Annotated in this window: 13 protein-coding genes; 8 read left to right on the plus strand and 5 right to left on the minus strand. The window is 70.1% G+C overall.

The annotated features are described in order from the left end of the window. Positions 1–43: 43 nt before the first annotated feature. Genes VG296_RS05110 through VG296_RS05125 form a run of 4 tightly spaced genes read right to left on the minus strand, consistent with a single transcriptional unit; the run spans position 44 to position 4,513 of the window. Positions 44–1,336 (minus strand): MFS transporter, encoded by a 1,293-nt coding sequence (locus VG296_RS05110; RefSeq protein ID WP_325563578.1) that lies wholly within the window; start codon positions 1,334–1,336, stop codon positions 44–46. A 41-nt stretch (positions 1,337–1,377) separates the two neighbouring features. Then, positions 1,378–2,265, minus strand: coding sequence for a carbohydrate ABC transporter permease (locus tag VG296_RS05115; RefSeq protein WP_325563580.1), 888 nt, complete (start codon positions 2,263–2,265; stop codon positions 1,378–1,380). After that, the gene (locus VG296_RS05120) at positions 2,262–3,227 is read right to left on the minus strand and encodes a sugar ABC transporter permease (RefSeq protein ID WP_325563582.1); all 966 of its coding nucleotides are present in this window, start codon (positions 3,225–3,227) and stop codon (positions 2,262–2,264) included. Before VG296_RS05120 ends, VG296_RS05115 begins: the two co-directional genes overlap by 4 nt. Further along, a complete protein-coding gene (locus VG296_RS05125; protein ID WP_325563584.1) occupies positions 3,227–4,513 on the minus strand; it encodes an extracellular solute-binding protein in 1,287 nt (428 codons plus the stop codon). The genes VG296_RS05120 and VG296_RS05125 overlap by 1 nt, the downstream gene beginning before the upstream one ends. 470 nt (positions 4,514–4,983) lie before the next feature. Here VG296_RS05125 and VG296_RS05130 point away from each other — a divergent pair, with 470 nt between their 5' ends. The 8 genes from VG296_RS05130 (at position 4,984) to VG296_RS05165 (ending at position 13,240) form a co-directional block, all read left to right on the plus strand. Continuing rightward, positions 4,984–6,078 carry a hypothetical protein gene (locus VG296_RS05130; RefSeq protein WP_325563586.1) on the plus strand — a complete coding sequence of 365 codons (1,095 nt, stop codon included), beginning with the start codon at positions 4,984–4,986 and terminating at the stop codon, positions 6,076–6,078. A 111-nt stretch (positions 6,079–6,189) separates the two neighbouring features. Continuing rightward, positions 6,190–8,409 (plus strand): ArnT family glycosyltransferase, encoded by a 2,220-nt coding sequence (locus VG296_RS05135; protein WP_325563590.1) that lies wholly within the window; start codon positions 6,190–6,192, stop codon positions 8,407–8,409. Positions 8,410–8,525: 116 nt separating this feature from the next. Further along, positions 8,526–8,732, plus strand: a complete 207-nt coding sequence (locus tag VG296_RS05140; RefSeq protein WP_325563592.1) for a DUF5302 domain-containing protein — start codon at positions 8,526–8,528, stop codon at positions 8,730–8,732. A 70-nt stretch (positions 8,733–8,802) separates the two neighbouring features. Beyond that, positions 8,803–9,318, plus strand: coding sequence for a PH domain-containing protein (locus VG296_RS05145; protein ID WP_325563594.1), 516 nt, complete (start codon positions 8,803–8,805; stop codon positions 9,316–9,318). Beyond that, positions 9,315–10,910 (plus strand): PH domain-containing protein, encoded by a 1,596-nt coding sequence (locus VG296_RS05150; protein WP_325563596.1) that lies wholly within the window; start codon positions 9,315–9,317, stop codon positions 10,908–10,910. The genes VG296_RS05145 and VG296_RS05150 overlap by 4 nt, the downstream gene beginning before the upstream one ends. Before the next feature lie 18 nt (positions 10,911–10,928). Next, positions 10,929–11,501, plus strand: a complete 573-nt coding sequence (locus VG296_RS05155; RefSeq protein ID WP_325563598.1) for a YdeI/OmpD-associated family protein — start codon at positions 10,929–10,931, stop codon at positions 11,499–11,501. Between the two features lie 41 nt (positions 11,502–11,542). After that, on the plus strand, positions 11,543–12,382 hold the full coding sequence (locus VG296_RS05160) for a class I SAM-dependent methyltransferase (protein WP_325563600.1): 840 nt from the start codon (positions 11,543–11,545) through the stop codon (positions 12,380–12,382). Between the two features lie 78 nt (positions 12,383–12,460). Further along, positions 12,461–13,240: a VOC family protein gene (locus VG296_RS05165; protein WP_325563602.1), complete on the plus strand. Its 780-nt coding sequence runs from the start codon at positions 12,461–12,463 to the stop codon at positions 13,238–13,240. 19 nt (positions 13,241–13,259) lie between these two features. On the opposite strand, the gene VG296_RS05170 is transcribed toward VG296_RS05165, so the two are convergent. After that, positions 13,260–14,393 carry an LLM class flavin-dependent oxidoreductase gene (locus VG296_RS05170; protein WP_325563604.1) on the minus strand — a complete coding sequence of 378 codons (1,134 nt, stop codon included), beginning with the start codon at positions 14,391–14,393 and terminating at the stop codon, positions 13,260–13,262. Positions 14,394–14,488 lie beyond the last annotated feature (95 nt).

Genomic DNA, 14,488 nt, shown 5'->3' on the forward strand with positions numbered 1-14,488 from the left:
CGGCCCGGTGCTTCGCGAGTTCCGCGCCGAGCACCGGGCCGACTCAGCCCTCAAACGAGGTGGGGAGCTCGCGCAGACGCCGATACGGCGAGAATACGAGCAGGGCGCCGGTGGCGACGAGTCCAGCGGACATGATCCAGAGCGCGGCACGGACACCCACGAACGAGCCGAGTGCGCCGGCCAGGACCGCGCCCACCGGCATACAGCTGTAGGCGATCGTGCTGCCGCTCGCCGCGATGCGCCCCATGACCTCAGGCGGACTGTACCGCTGGACGAATCCGTCATAGATGATGTTCCCGGCGACGATACCCGCTCCCGTCACCCCGTATCCCGCGAACAGCGCGAGGCCGACGCCCGTGCCCGTGAGAGGAACGAGGAGCATGAACGGCAGCCCGACGACGTAGCAGCACAGCACCGCGCGCCCGGTGCCGAGCTTGTCGGCCAGACGCCGCGCACACAGGGCGCCGATCAGCCCACCGACGCCCACCGCCCCCATCAAGGCTCCGGCGACGCCCGCGCTTACCCCGACGACCCGGACGAGAAAGAACACCAGCAGCGACTCGACCCCGGTCAGAAAGAGGTTTCCGAGAGCGGCGGCGATGGCCACGGGCCGCAGGTAGCGATCGCCGAGCAGGAACCGCACGCCCTCTGCCACTTCGGTGCGTACTCCGCGCCGTTCCCCGCTCGGCTGCGTATCCGGCTCGTCGGCACCGATGAAGCGCAGGCACGCTGCCGAGACCGCGAAGCTCACCGCATCGGCCAGCAGGGCCGCCGCGACGCCGGCAAGAGCCGCGATACCACCCGCGAGCCCCGGCCCGCCGATCTGCGCCGCGGCCTGGCTGCCTTGAAGCTTGGCGTTGGCTTCCACCAAGTCGTGGCCATCGACGAGGACGGGCAGGTAGGCGTAGTAAGCGCTGGTGAAAAAGACCGAGGACACCCCGGCCAGCACCGCGACGGCCAGAAGCTGCCCAATCGTCAGTACGCCGCACCAGTCAGCAACCGGCGCACTGGCGAGCACCAGCATCGAGACGATGTCGCAGGCCAGCATCAGCCGACGCTTCGGCCACCGGTCGACCCACGCGCCCGCGAGCAATCCGATCAGGAGCCACGGCAGCCACGTAGCCGCCGTGAGGAGCGCCACCTCGAACGCGCCGGCGTGCAGACTCTCCACCGCCAGGAGCGGCAGCGCGACCGTCGTCACCGCGCTCCCGAACTGGCTGGTGGTCTCCCCTATCCACAGCAGCCTGAACGTACGGCGCCGGAAGAGGCTGCCACCCCATCGCCGGGCGAGAGCGCCCCGCACGCGCCCGGCGACAAGGGTGATCAATTTCAGCACGTGCCGACACTAGCGACTCAGTGCCGTCTGCCGGGACGCATTTATTTCGTCGAGCCCGAGGTGAAGCCGGATACGATGCGCCGCTGTGCCATCAGGACGAGCAGCGCGATGGGGATCGTGACGACGACGACCGCGGCGTCGATCATGTTGGGGAAGACCTGGAACTGGCTGTGCCCCAGGTTGTTGATGGCCAGTGGAGCCGTGTACTTGCTCGGGGTCTGCATGAAGCTGAGCGCGAAGGTGAAGTCGTTCCAGGCCAGGATGAAGCTCAGGATCGCCGCGGTGAGCACGCCGGGCATCGCCACCGGGACGATGACGCGGAACAGGGCCCTGAATCTGGTCAGGCCGTCGACGACGGCCGCCTCCTCGATCTCGACGGGGATCTGGGAGAAGAAGTTGGCCAGGAACCAGATCGCGATCGGCAGCGTGTAGACGAGATAACTGAGGATCAGGGTCCAGAAGCTGTCGATCGCGTTGACGTGCGTGAACGTGAGGAACAGCGGACCGACCATCGCCATGACCGGGAAGAACCCCGCGACCAGGATGAAGCCGAGCATGATCGGCCGTCCGCGCATCCTCGTCCTGGCGAGCGCGTAACCCGCGGCGCTGGCGACGACGATGGTGATCGCGGTCGTGCTCACGGCCACGATCGCGCTGTTGAGCACGTTGTGCCAGTAGTCGTACTGGGAGAAGTCGGCCTTGTAGGCGCTCCAGCTCCAGGAGGTCGGCAGCAGGCTGTGCGTGCCGCGCGCGAGGTCCGCGTTCGTCTTGAAGGACGTGATCACGATCCAGTAGAACGGGAACAGCGAGACCAGCACGAACAGCGACAACAGCACCGTGCGGCCGACGGACGCCGGGCGCACGGAGCGGCGGCGCGGGACCGTGAACTGCGCCGAGCGGCCGTCCTGGGTGATCGTCAGGGTACTCATGCTCTCTCCCGGAAGATCCGCGTGTAAGCGCCCGCGATCAGCAGGCAGAGCACGATCAGCACCAGTGAGATCGCGCCGCCGTAGCCGTAGTCGTTGTCCACGTGGAAGGCGTTGAAGTCCAGGTAGGCGAGCGTCTCGGTGGAGGTGCCCGGGCCGCCGTTGGACATGATGTAGATGACGTCGAACACCAGGAACGCCGAGAGCGTGCGGAAGATCAGCGCGACCATCAGCGCCGGCTTGAGCAGCGGCAAGGTCAGTCTGCGGAACTGCCGCCAGGGCGAGGCGCCGTCGATCCTGGCCGCCTCGTAGATCTCGGCCGGGATCACCTGCAGGCCGCCGATCAGGATGATGGCGACGAACGGGGTGTTCTTCCACGCGTCCGCGATGAACAGCGCCACCCAGGACGTGTCCGTGTTCGCGAGCCACGTGGTCGTGCCGCCGGGCAGGTGCAGCAGCCTGAGCGCGTAGTCCACGAAGCCCTGCTGCGGGTCGAACATCTCCTTCCACACCTCGGCCGAGACGACGGTCGGCACCGCCCACGGGATGAAAACGGCCGCGCGCACCAGCCCGCGGCCGCGGAACGACTTGTTCAGCGCGAGCGCCAGCACGAGGCCGATCGCGACCTCGATCACGACCGACACGACGGTGAAGACCACCGTGTGCAGCAGCGCGGGCATGAACGTGCTGCCGACGGAGAACATCCGCCGGAAGTTGGCCAGGCCGGCGAGCTTGCCGTTGATGAACGGGATGTCGGGGACGGCGTAGTGGAACGAGTTCCAGATGTTGTAGACGAGCGGATACGCCGTGATCCCGAGCAGCAGGACGATCGCCGGGGCGGTCAGTCCGTAGCCGAGCCTGCGGTCCTGGCCGAGCAGCGTGCCACGCCGCGGTTTCGCGCTCTTCTTTCGCGGCCTCGGGTCCGGGGCGGGCGCGCCGCCCCGGACTTCGTCGACGGTGGCCATCAGGCGGTGTAGCCCGGGATCTGCTGGATCTGCGACTGCGCCGAGCTCAGCGCCGCGCTCGGGCCGGACTGTCCGGCGAGCACGGAGGAGATCATCGTCTGCAGCACCTCGGAGATCTGCGGATAGACCGGGGAGCTCGGCCGGGAGACGGTGTCCGCGAAGACGGCCTGCTCGGCCTTGAAGTACGGGGCCGCGGCGTAGAGCGTGTCGTTGTACGCGCTCTTGTCACCGGGCGGGTCGCCGGCGGTCTGGGCACGCTGCTGCTCCGCCGCGACCGACGTCAGGTACTTGACGAACTCCACGTCGGCCGCCTGGTGCGCGCTCTTGCTCGCGACCATCAGGTCGTCCCCGCCGAGGGCCGCGGCGGGCGTGCCGGCGGTGGAGGGGAACGGGATCCAGCCGATGTCGCTCTTCAGCGAGGCGAGCTTCAGCGTGCTGGCGTATTCGTACGGCCAGTTGAGCGCGAACGCCGTCTGCCCGGACTCCCAGGCGCTCTGCACGTTCGACTCCTGCCAGGAGCTCGCGGCCTGCGGGGTGACGGCGTCCTTGTGGATCGTGTCGTACATGAACTGCAGGGCCTGCTGGTTGGCCGCGGTGTTCAGGTTCGACAGGTCGAGCTTGCCGCCGAAGCCGCCGAGGAAGTCGATGAACGCGCAGACGGCGCCCTCGTACTTGTCGCCCTCCCAGGCGAAGCCCTCCTTGAGCGCGGAGTCCGACTTCATCGCGGCCTGCGCGTCGGAGACGAGTTCGGTGGCGCTGGTCGGCGCCGTCTTGACCAGGTCGGTGCGGTAGTAGACGCCCTCGGCGTTGATGTACCAGGGCACCCCGTAGAGCGTGCCGTTGTACTGGGCCGAGGCGACCTGGCCGGGGAAGTACTGCGAGGTGTCGAAGCCGGCGGACGAGAGGTTCTTGATGTATCCGGCCGCGGCGAACTGCGGGGCCCAGGTCACGTCGCCGTCCACCACGTCGAGCCCGGTCCCGGCCTGGAAACGCTGCTCGAGCTGGGTCAATTGGTTGGTGGATGACGCGTCCAGGTTGAAGACCTGGACTTTGATGTTCGGATACTGCTTCTCAAAGCCGGCGATGGCGGCATTCGTGGCCTGCCCCTCGGCGCCTAGTCCGTGGGTGGCGAAGACGATGGTCTGCTGCGCGTTCGCGGAGGCCTGCGCGGCCGGCGTGCCCGAGGAGGAGCACGCGGCGGCCGTGCCGAGCAGGGCGGCGAGGGCGGCGGTATAGGCGGCGTTGCGGGCGAGGCGCCCGGGCTGCGCCTTCGAGAGGACGGTCATGCGGAGAAACACCTCACAGGTCAGGCCCGCCGCGCCGTTGCGTCGGTACCGCCGGGGGCGTAGCGCCCGGCGCGGCGAGATCGGATGGCGAAAGCTCGTCAGATCTCTGTCACGGGTGGTGCTGGGATCGTGCGTGGCGTCCGTTCCGGGCACGCGCCGCCACCCGCCCGGGGCGGTACAAGTCCTGACGCCGCTTCAGCGCTTCTCAGGACCGTGCACGGGAATAACCGGAATGTAGTACCGGCGAAAATATCCCGTCAACCACGTTGCCGGATCGTGACTTCGCAAGAAATCGTTCGTTTTCAAAGTAATCCTCGGATAAGGGCTCAGAGCTACTGGGCACTTCCTGTGATTTCGAAGTAATCACGTACCGCACGAACTCCCACCGGGACGTCCGGCGGATCCCGCCCGCCCCCTAGGAACTCTCAGCCGCGTAGTGCACAATCTCCGCAGAAAGGAAGGACCGGCCCGTGACCATGCACGACTCGCGGACCCAGCCGCGGCCAGCTGCCCCTCACCCCATGCACTGGCTCGGCTACGCGGCGCTGTCCGGATGGCTGACCGGCCCGCTGCTCGCCTCGGGCTACTGGATGGCGAGCGGCGACGCGGACGACGGGCAGATCTCCTTCGGGCCGACGAGCTACCTGCTGCCCTTCGGCGGGCTGCTGCTGGTGTGGGCGGCGTTCGTGTGGATGACGCACAGCACGCTGGAGACCGGCTGGCGGGTCGCGGCGCGGCGGGCGACGACCGTGCTCGGCTTCGGCAGCGCCGGCTGGCTGCTCGCGCAGTTCCTCGGGCTGCCGGTCGGCTCGTCGATCAACGAGCTGGTCCTGGAGTGGGGCGCGCTGACCCTGCCGTACCCGGCGGCGGCCGCGATCGTGCGGTGGCGCGCGGCGCGGCCGGCGGTGGCCGTGGCGGCCGCCGGCGCGGGCGCAGTCGCGGGCGCGGGGGACGCCGTGGTGCTCGCCTCGGCGAATCCGCGCTGGATCCGGCGCTACCGGACGCACGCGGTCGGCGCCGCCTGCCTCGCGATCATCGCGGGCGCCCTGGCGATCGAGAGCGTCGGCAACGGCCAGGCGCGCGCGGCGGACATGCCGGTCCGCGCCGCGAACGCGGAGCCCGCGGCCCCGGACGCGATGCTGCTGCTGGCGAAGGCCCCCAGCCGCTACCTGCCGAGCTCCTACAGCTACGTCGGCGGTGTGGCCACGATCAGCTACACGGGCCACGACACCCCCGCTCCGGCCGTCGACGACCTCGAGGTGATCGTCTCGCCCGGCAAGAACTCACCGTGCGCGATCGACTGGGCCTCGGCGGATTTCTCAGCGGGATCCGGCGACCAACTCAGCTGCGCGCAAACCGCGAGCGATCTGTGGGTGGCCACTGATGACAGCGGTAATTATCTCTACATCGGCGAGCACGGCGGATACGACATTGCGCTCGCGGTGAACTCCGAGTCCGACGACCCGGTCTCGCCCGCCACGCTGCCGCAGCTCTTCGCCACGTTGCACGCCGCGGACTCCAGCCAGCGCGCGCTGCTCAACGCTGAAGAAGACACTCAATTCTGACGGGTCGATATTTACCTCTACTCACATTTTGAAAACATTCAATCCGCATTCGGACGGCCGATTAACAACGCCCTCATGATTGTCTAATCCCGCGCCGACAGCCTGGTCGGCATGGCGATCACGGCAACGGAAAACACCACGACCTCGGCGGGCGAGCCGCCGGGGCACACCCGATCCCGGTCCGTCCGTGCCTGGTTGTTCCCCCCGGACCAACCAGGCTGGGCCAGACCGGGCCTGCTCGCGGTGGCCGCGCTGGCCGCGCTCGTCTTCACCTGGGGCGCGTTCCACACTGCCACCAACAACTTCTACGCGGCGGACGCCCGCAGCATGTCGATGAGCTGGAAGAACCTCCTCTACGGCTCCTTCGACCCTGCGGGTTCGGTCACCATCGACAAGCTCTGGGGCTTCCTCTGGCCGCAGGCGATCTCGATCAAGATCTTCGGCTATCACGCCTGGGCGCTGGCGCTGCCGGAGGCGATCGAGGGCGTCATCAGCGTCCTGGTTCTCTACCGGCTGGCCCGGCGGTGGACCGGACGCTGCGACGTCGCGCTGCTGTCGGCGGGGCTGTTCACCCTCACCCCGATCGTGGCGGCCACCTTCGGCCACTCAGGTCTCGAGGACAACGCCCTGACGATGTGTCTGATCCTGGCCACCGACGCGTTCCAGCGCGCGGTGAACGAGGGCAGGCTCAGGGCTCTCGCGCTTTCCGGGTTCTGGATCGGCATGGCCTTCCAGACGAAGATGGTGCAGGCCTGGACGGTCGTGCCGGTCTTCGGACTGGTCTACCTCATCTGCGCGCCGCATCCGCTGCTCAGGCGGATCAAGCACACGCTGGTCTTCGGCGCGGTCACGGTCGTCGCCTCGCTCTGGCTGATGGTCATCGTGCAGCTGACCCCGGCGGCGGACCGTCCGTTCATCGACGGATCGAACGGCACGAACAACATCTTCACGATGGTGTTCGACTACAACTTCACCTCCCGGTTCGGCTCGGTCACCGGCACCACGAGCGGCGGCAGCTTCGGTGGCGGCGGCAACGACTGGGGCAAGCTGTTCGGCGCGAGCTTCGGCTCGCAGATCGGCTGGCTCTACCCGCTGGCCCTGATCGCGCTGGTCTTCGGCCTGATCAAGGCGCGCGGCGCCGGACGGGCCGACGGCGTGCGCGCGGGCTACCTGATGTGGGCCGGCACGCTCGGCATCACGGCGCTCGCGTTCAGCGCGGGCACCATCCCGCACTCGCAGTACATGACGGTGCTCGCTCCCGGCCTCGCCGCCCTGGGCGCGGCCGGCATCGTCGGACTGTTCCGGGCCTTCCGGGACGACGACAGGCTCGGCTGGCTGCTGATCGTGGCGATCGCCGCGACGGTCGCCTGGGCCACGCACCTCTCGTACGAGAACACCGTGTTCCTCGGCTGGCTGCCGCCGCTGGTCATCGCGCTCGGCCTGGCCTCGATCCTGCTGCTGGTCGCGTACCGGATCAAGCGGATCGGCAAGGTGCTGGCCGTGGGCATCGTGCTCGGCACCATGGCGATGGTCGCGACCCCCGCCGCCTGGGCGCTGTCCACCCTCGACACCTCGGCCGGGTACAACGGCACGTCGATCAACGCGGCGGCCGGCCCGTACTCCGGTCAGTTCGGCAGCGCCGGACGCACCGGCGGCGGAGGCGGCGGCACGCCCGGCGGGTCGAGCGGCTCCGGCGGTCCCGGCGGCACGACGGGCCGGTTCCCCGGCGGTTCGGGCAGCGGCAGCGGCGGCGCACCGAGCGGCGGCTTCCCCGGCTCCTCGTCGAGCGGTTCGGGCTCGAGCAACTCGAACAGCGGCGCCCCCAGCGGCGGCCTCCCCGGCTCGTCCAGCAGCTCCGGCTCCGGCAGCACGTCCGGCCGTACCGGAGCGCCGAGCGGCGGCGGAGGGGGCGGAGGGGGCGGAGGCGGCACGCCGGGCGGCAGCGGGAGCACGCTCACCAGCTCCGAGCAGCAGCTGGTGACGTACCTGAAGGCCCATCAGGGCAGCGCCAAGTACCTGTTCGCGGTGATGAGCTCGGGTGACGCCGAGGACTACATCGCCAACGCGGGCGCCTCGGTCCTGCCGGTCGGCGGGTTCAGCGGCAACAACGGCTACCCCTCGCTGGCCCAGTTCAAGGAGCTGGTCGCGAACGGCGAGCTGAAGTACGTCCTGATCAGCAGCTCCGGAGGCATGGGCGGCGGCATGGGCGGCACGAGCTCGACCGCCACCTCGGCGATCGAGTCCTGGGTGAAGGCCAACTGCAAGACGGTCTCGTCCTCGGCCTACGGCGGTTCGAGCGTGGGCACGCTGTACGTGTGCGGCTCCGGCTGAGCCGCGAGCGGTAGTCGGCGTTGACGGCGGGCGGCCGAGGGTCGCCCGCCGTCGGCGTTCGCCGGGAATCGGGATAAATCGTGGCCGCGGGGTCCCGCGTATGCCACTCTTGGCGCATGAGCGAAGCTGAACACGATCAGGCCGAGCCGGCCGATTCCGCGGAGACCGAGCAGGACGAGGTCAAGCGGAAGTTCCGGGAGGCGCTGGAGCGCAAGCAGGCACTGCGGCATCGCACCGAGACGGCCGCCGGGACCTCCGGCAAGGCGCACGGGGCCCACGGACAGGCGGGCGGCAAGCGCTCCTTCCGCCGCAAGTCCGGCTGAGGCCCGGGCAGCGGGTCGGCGGGCCAGCGGGCCCGCGCACTGGGAAAACCCCCTGTGGCACGCTGAATCCATGACGGAGACAGGGGTGGCGGCTCAGGAGACACCGCCGGGTCTGCGCGCGCCGCGCAACCTGGTGAGCCGCCGGGCGATCTGGTACTGGACGACGGTCTCGACGATCGGGGCCGTCGTCCTCGTCGGTATCGAGACCGGGATCGCGGCGTTGTGCGGCTTCGGTTCGGCCTGGTGGATCGCGATCGGGGCCACCGCGTTCCTGCTGGCGGTCCGGGTGCTGGTGATGCCGCGCTGGCGCTACCGCGTGCACCGCTGGGAGGTCACCCAGGACGCGCTCTACACCCGGACGGGCTGGTTCTCCGTGCGCTGGCGGATCGCGCCGATCAGCCGGATCCAGACGATCGACACCGAGCGCGGCCTGCCGGAGCGGATCTTCGGGCTGGCCAACGTGACCGCGACCACGGCGTCCGCGGCCGGGCACATCAAGATCCACGGCCTCGACCTGGCGACGGCGGAGAAACTGCAGGCCGAACTCTCCCTCGTCACCGCCGGCATCCCGGGCGACGCGACGTGAGCGCCGAGACGATCGCGGTTCCCGCTCCACCTCAGGGCGTTCCCTCCCCCGACGCCTGGCTGCGGCTGAGCCCGCGCGCCCTCGCCGTACGCCCGATCACCGACCTGCTGCGCTCCGCACCCGTGCTGATCGGCCTGCTCTACGAGGGCACGCGCGGCGGCCACCAGAACTACTGGGGGCTGTGCGTCGGCGCGTTCGCCGTGCTGGCCGGGATCTGGCGCTGGTTCGGTACGAAATACCAGGTCACCGACGATCGCGTGTACATCAGGCGCGGCCTGCTCTCGCCGCGGGTGCTCTCGGCACCGCGCGCCGGCGTGCGCAGTGTGGATCTGACGGCGCATGTGATGTACCGGCTGCTCGGCGTCGCCCGGGTGAAGATCGGCACGGGACGCAACGACCGGCGCGAGGGCGAGAACTTCCACCTCGACGCGCTGAGCGTCGCCGACGCCGAGGCCCTGCGCTCACTGCTGCTGGCCGCCCCGCGAACGCGCGGCGCGGCGCGCGTCTCCGTCGGAGACACCGACGCCGACACCGCCACTGCCGCCCGTGCCGTCCCGCCGCCCGAGTCCGAGATCGTCCGGCTGCGGGCCTCCTGGATCCGCTTCGCGCCACTCACGTTGACCGGCCTGGTCATCCTCGGCGTGCTGGTCGGTTTCGTGACGAACGCCGAGCACGACGCGGGCGTGGACCTGGCCGCGCTCGGACCGGTGCATTCGGGCATCCACGACGTGACACGCATGTCCTTGGCCGAATCGATACCGGTCGGCAGCCTGGCGGTCGTGCTCGGCCTGGTGACCGTCTCAGTGCTCGGATACATCGCGGTGTTCTGGAACTTCCGCCTCGTGCGCACCGGGACGGGCTCGCTGCGGGTGACGCGCGGGCTGCTCTCCACGCGTGCGACGACGATCGACGAGGCCCGGCTGCGCGGCGTCGAGATCAGCGAGCCGCTCTCGCTGCGGGCGGCGAAGGGCGCGCGCTGCATCGCGATCACCACCGGCCTGCGCGCGGGCGGCGGCGCCGAGCGCGGTGGTTCGGTGCTGTTGCCGCCCGCGCCGCGCGCGGTCGCGGATCGGGTCGCGGCCGAGATCCTGGGCGTGCCGGCCGAAATCTGCTCGATGGAACTCCCCGCACACGGCCGCGCGGCGCTTCGGCGACGGGAGACTCGGGCCGTCGCGCCGATCCTCGTGCTCTACGCCGCTTCGCAGACAACACTGCTCGCCCTCGGCGTTCGCCTTCCCTACTGGGCGCTTGTGATCCTCGTCATAGCGCTGGTCCTCGGATTCCTCATCGCACGGGACCGGTACCGCGGGCTCGGGCACCGGCTCGTCGGTGACTGGATCGTGCTGAGCACCGGCAGCCTCGTACGCCGCCGCAGCATCCTGAACGTGCGCGGCGTGATCGGCTGGCAGTTGCGGCAGACGTGGTTCCAGCGCAGGCGTGATCTGGTGACGATGACCGTGACGACCGCCGCGGGCAAGCAGCGCTACTCAGTCGCCGACGTGCCGATGACCGAGGCGCTGGCCTTCGCCGCCGCCGCAACGCCGGATCTGGTGCCGCAGTTCCTGGCTCCGTACGCAGGCCACGCGGCTTAGGCTGCTAACGTGGGTCCCATGTTGCTCTTCGCCACCGCGGGGGAATGGGAAAGCTGGCTCGAGAACCAGCCGGCCGATTCGCCGGGCCTGTGGCTCAAGCTCGCGAAGAAGGGCAGCGAGACACCGAGCATCGACTACGCGACCGCGCTGGAATCGGCGCTGTGCTTCGGCTGGATCGACGGTCAGAAACGTCCGTACGACGAGTCGTTCTGGCTGCAGCGCTTCACCCCGCGCACGGCGCGCAGCAAGTGGTCGCGGATCAACCGGGACCGTGCGACGGCCCTGATCGAGGCCGGGCGGATGCGGCCGGGCGGGCTGCGCGAGGTGGAGCGGGCGCGCGAGGACGGCCGCTGGGAGGCCGCGTATCCGAGCCAGAGCGGGGCCACCGTGCCGGAGGACCTGCAGGCGGCGCTGGATGCCGAACCGCGTGCCGCGGAGTTCTTCGCGACCCTCGACAGCGCCAACCGGTACGCCGTGCTCTACCGCGTGCATGCGGCTAAGCGCGCTGATACGCGGGCCAAGCGCATCGAGAAGTTCGTCGCGATGCTGAACGCGCACGAGACCATCCATCCGCGCCGCGACGCGAAATAAATCCGTGGCGCTCCGCTCCCCCGGGACGGAAAAATCAGTTCATGGACACCTCTTCCGTTTCCGTGGACCCTGACCTGCCCGAGGACCTGCCCGAGTTCGACGCGCACATCGACGGCTGGTATTCGGACCATTACAACGAGGTCGACCGGCTGAGCGTGAACGCCTACGGCCGCCTCGAGCTCGAACGCACCAAGGAACTGCTGCTGCGGTTCCTGCCACCGGCTCCGGCGCGCGTTCTGGATGTCGGCGGCGGCCCCGGCGTGTACGCGGCCTGGCTCGTCTCGCTCGGTTACCGGGTCACGCTCGTCGACCCGGTGGCGCGGCACCGCGAGCAGGCGAGCGCGCACGGTACCTTCGCGGTCGAGGACGGCGACGCCAGAGCCCTGACCGCGCTCGACGCGTCGGTCGACGCCGTGCTGATGCTGGGCCCGCTCTACCATCTCGTCGACCCGGCCGACCGCGCCCGCGCGCTCGCCGAGTCCCGCCGCGTGACCCGAGGGGGCGGCGTGATCGCGGCCGCCTTCATCTCGCGGCACGCGCCGATCATCGACCTGGCCGCGAAGGCGCGCATCAACGACGACGAGATGGTCGAGCACCTTCGTCGGCTGAGGCACACGGGAGACAACGATCCGGCCACCGGCTTCACCGTCGCGTACTTCCACACGGTGGCGGAGATCCGCGCGGATTTCGGCGCGGCGGGGCTCGGCGATCCGGCGGTCTACGGGATCGAGGGCCCGCTGGTGCCGCTGCTGGCGAGCGGTCTCGTCGAGGACCGGCCGGAGTTGTTCGAGTCGGCCGTGCGCGCCGCGCGCCTGGTGGAGGACGACCCGGCCTTGCTCGCCGCGAGCTCGCACCTGCTCGGCGTTGCCCGTGCCGTTTGACGCACCGTCAGGCGCGGCCGGCCGCCGGCCAGCGTCCGTATCCTGGACCGAGTCTCAGGGCCGTGGCACCCTGATGAGATGAGCCTTCGCATCAGGCACATCACATTCGACTGCGCCGATCCGTACCTTCTCGCCCGCTTCTGGGCCGAACTGCTCGGCTACCGCGAGGATCCGCGGGACCCGAACCGGCCCGGGGCGGCGGCGGCGCTCATCCTGGACCCGCGGGGGACGGCGGGCCTGCTGTTCATCCGGGTGCCCGAGCCGAAGGCGGTCAAGAACCGGGTGCACTTCGACGTGTGGCCGGACGCGGCCGACGGCGCGCAGCCGACCAGGGATCAGGCGCTAGTGCGGATGCTGGAGCTCGGCGCGGGACTCGTCGAGGACCGCCGCGAGCCGGACGGCACCGGCTGGGTCGTGCTCGCGGATCCGGAGGGCAACGAATTCTGCCTGGAACGCTCCCGCACCGAGCGTTCCGCGTCGCTCGAGTCCGCCGCCGACGAGCACCTGCGCACCGAACTCGATCACGCGTACGACAGCCAGCTGCGCCTGCTCGGCCACGCCCGCCGCCGCCTCGCCGAGATCACCGCCCAGCGCAGGCGCATCGACCGCGAGCTGTCCGTCCTCGCCGCCCAGACCCCCGGCCACTCCGGCCTCGAAGCCCTCCGCGCCAAGGCTCGCGAGCGCGCCCGTGCCGAACAGCGCACCCAGGCCCTCGTGCACGAACTCCAGGCCGAGGTCAGTTCCTTCCGCGCCGAGATCGAGCGGCACCGCACCGACCCCGAGGTCGGCCAGACCCAGAACTCCCTCGACCAACTCAATGCCCTGCTGGACACGCTGCCGGGAGTGGGCGGCGACTGAGCGCGTCGGCGACCGTCGGCTACGCCGCGCAGCTGCGCCGGTCTCCCGGGTCGGCGACGCCGCGGGTGCCGCCGGCGGCCCGCGCCGCGTCGCGTTTGGCGACCTCCTCGCGGACGATCGGGATGACGTGCCGGCCGAAGTCGATCGCGTCCTCGAGCAGGTCGTAGCCGCGGGCCGAGAAGATCTCCGCGCCGAGGTCGTAGTAGTCAAGCAGCGCCTGCGCGACGGTCTCGGGCGTGCCGACGAGGGCGTTGGACGCGTCGGCGCCCTCGGTGGCGAGGGCGGCGGGGGTCCACAGGGCGCGGTCGAAGCGCTCGCTGTGGCCGGCCAGCGCGCTCAGCCTCCTGCTTCCGGTGCTCTGCGCGGGCACCAGGGAGAGCCGGCGGCGCCGGTTGCCCTTGATGTCGGAGACGATGCGGTACGCCTTGTCCCAGGCCGCTTCCTCGGTCGGGGCGATGATCGGGCGGAAGGACACCTGGATGCGCGGCGGGATCTCGCGGCGCGCCTCGTCGGACGCGGCGCGGATCGCCTCGATCTGCTCGAAGGTGCGCTCCAGCGGCTCGCCCCACAGGCAGTAGACGTCCGCCTGGGCCGCGCCCACCGTGTACGCCTCGGGGACGCAGCCGCCGAGCGAGACCAGCGGGCAGTGGTCCGCGGCGGGGAACACGTCGCTGACGAAGGAGTCGAAGTCGAAGTACCAGCCGTGGTGGCTGAACGGCTCGCGCTCGGTCCACGCGCGCTTGACGATGTCGATGTACTCGCCGGTGCGGGCGTAGCGCTCGGCCATGCTCAGGAAGTCGCCCTCGCGCGCCTGCTCCGTGTCGTCCCCGCCGGTGATGAAGTGCACCATGAGCCGGCCGCCGCTGATCCGGTCGAGCGTGGCGAAGGTCTTCGCGGCGTACGTGGGGTACGAGACGTTCGGGCGGTGCGCGAGCAGCAGTTGCAGCTTCTGGGTGTGCGAGGCCACGTAGGCCGTGGCGGCCGCGGGGTCGGGGCTGCCGGAACCGTAGGCGAACAGCACCCGGTCCCAGCCCCAGTCCTCGTGCGCGCGGGCCAGCCTGATCGTGTAGTCGGGGTCGAAGCTGGGCCCGGTGCGCGGATGGGTCTCCGAGCCGTCATTCGTGGCGGCGTAGCCGAGAAACTCGACGGGCATGGCGGATCCACTCTGCAGGACGGGGGGCGGCGGCGGTCGTGGGGGAAGGAACCGGCCGTGGCACTAGCCCTACGGCGATTCTAACCGTCCAGGGC

Source organism: Actinospica sp. (assembly GCF_035552695.1).
GTDB lineage: Bacteria > Actinomycetota > Actinomycetes > Streptomycetales > Catenulisporaceae > Actinospica.

What these genes read in the sequence shown, in the direction of transcription:
- VG296_RS05115 (WP_325563580.1), bottom strand. Translation starts at nt 2,265, where the DNA reads ATGAGTACCCTGACGATCACCCAGGACGGCCGCTCGGCGCAGTTCACG.
- VG296_RS05120 (WP_325563582.1), bottom strand. Translation starts at nt 3,227, where the DNA reads ATGGCCACCGTCGACGAAGTCCGGGGCGGCGCGCCCGCCCCGGACCCG.
- VG296_RS05125 (WP_325563584.1), bottom strand. Translation starts at nt 4,513, where the DNA reads ATGACCGTCCTCTCGAAGGCGCAGCCCGGGCGCCTCGCCCGCAACGCC.
- VG296_RS05135 (WP_325563590.1), top strand. Translation starts at nt 6,190, where the DNA reads ATGGCGATCACGGCAACGGAAAACACCACGACCTCGGCGGGCGAGCCG.
- VG296_RS05140 (WP_325563592.1), top strand. Translation starts at nt 8,526, where the DNA reads ATGAGCGAAGCTGAACACGATCAGGCCGAGCCGGCCGATTCCGCGGAG.
- VG296_RS05145 (WP_325563594.1), top strand. Translation starts at nt 8,803, where the DNA reads ATGACGGAGACAGGGGTGGCGGCTCAGGAGACACCGCCGGGTCTGCGC.
- VG296_RS05155 (WP_325563598.1), top strand. Translation starts at nt 10,929, where the DNA reads ATGTTGCTCTTCGCCACCGCGGGGGAATGGGAAAGCTGGCTCGAGAAC.
- VG296_RS05160 (WP_325563600.1), top strand. Translation starts at nt 11,543, where the DNA reads ATGGACACCTCTTCCGTTTCCGTGGACCCTGACCTGCCCGAGGACCTG.
- VG296_RS05165 (WP_325563602.1), top strand. Translation starts at nt 12,461, where the DNA reads ATGAGCCTTCGCATCAGGCACATCACATTCGACTGCGCCGATCCGTAC.
- VG296_RS05170 (WP_325563604.1), bottom strand. Translation starts at nt 14,393, where the DNA reads ATGCCCGTCGAGTTTCTCGGCTACGCCGCCACGAATGACGGCTCGGAG.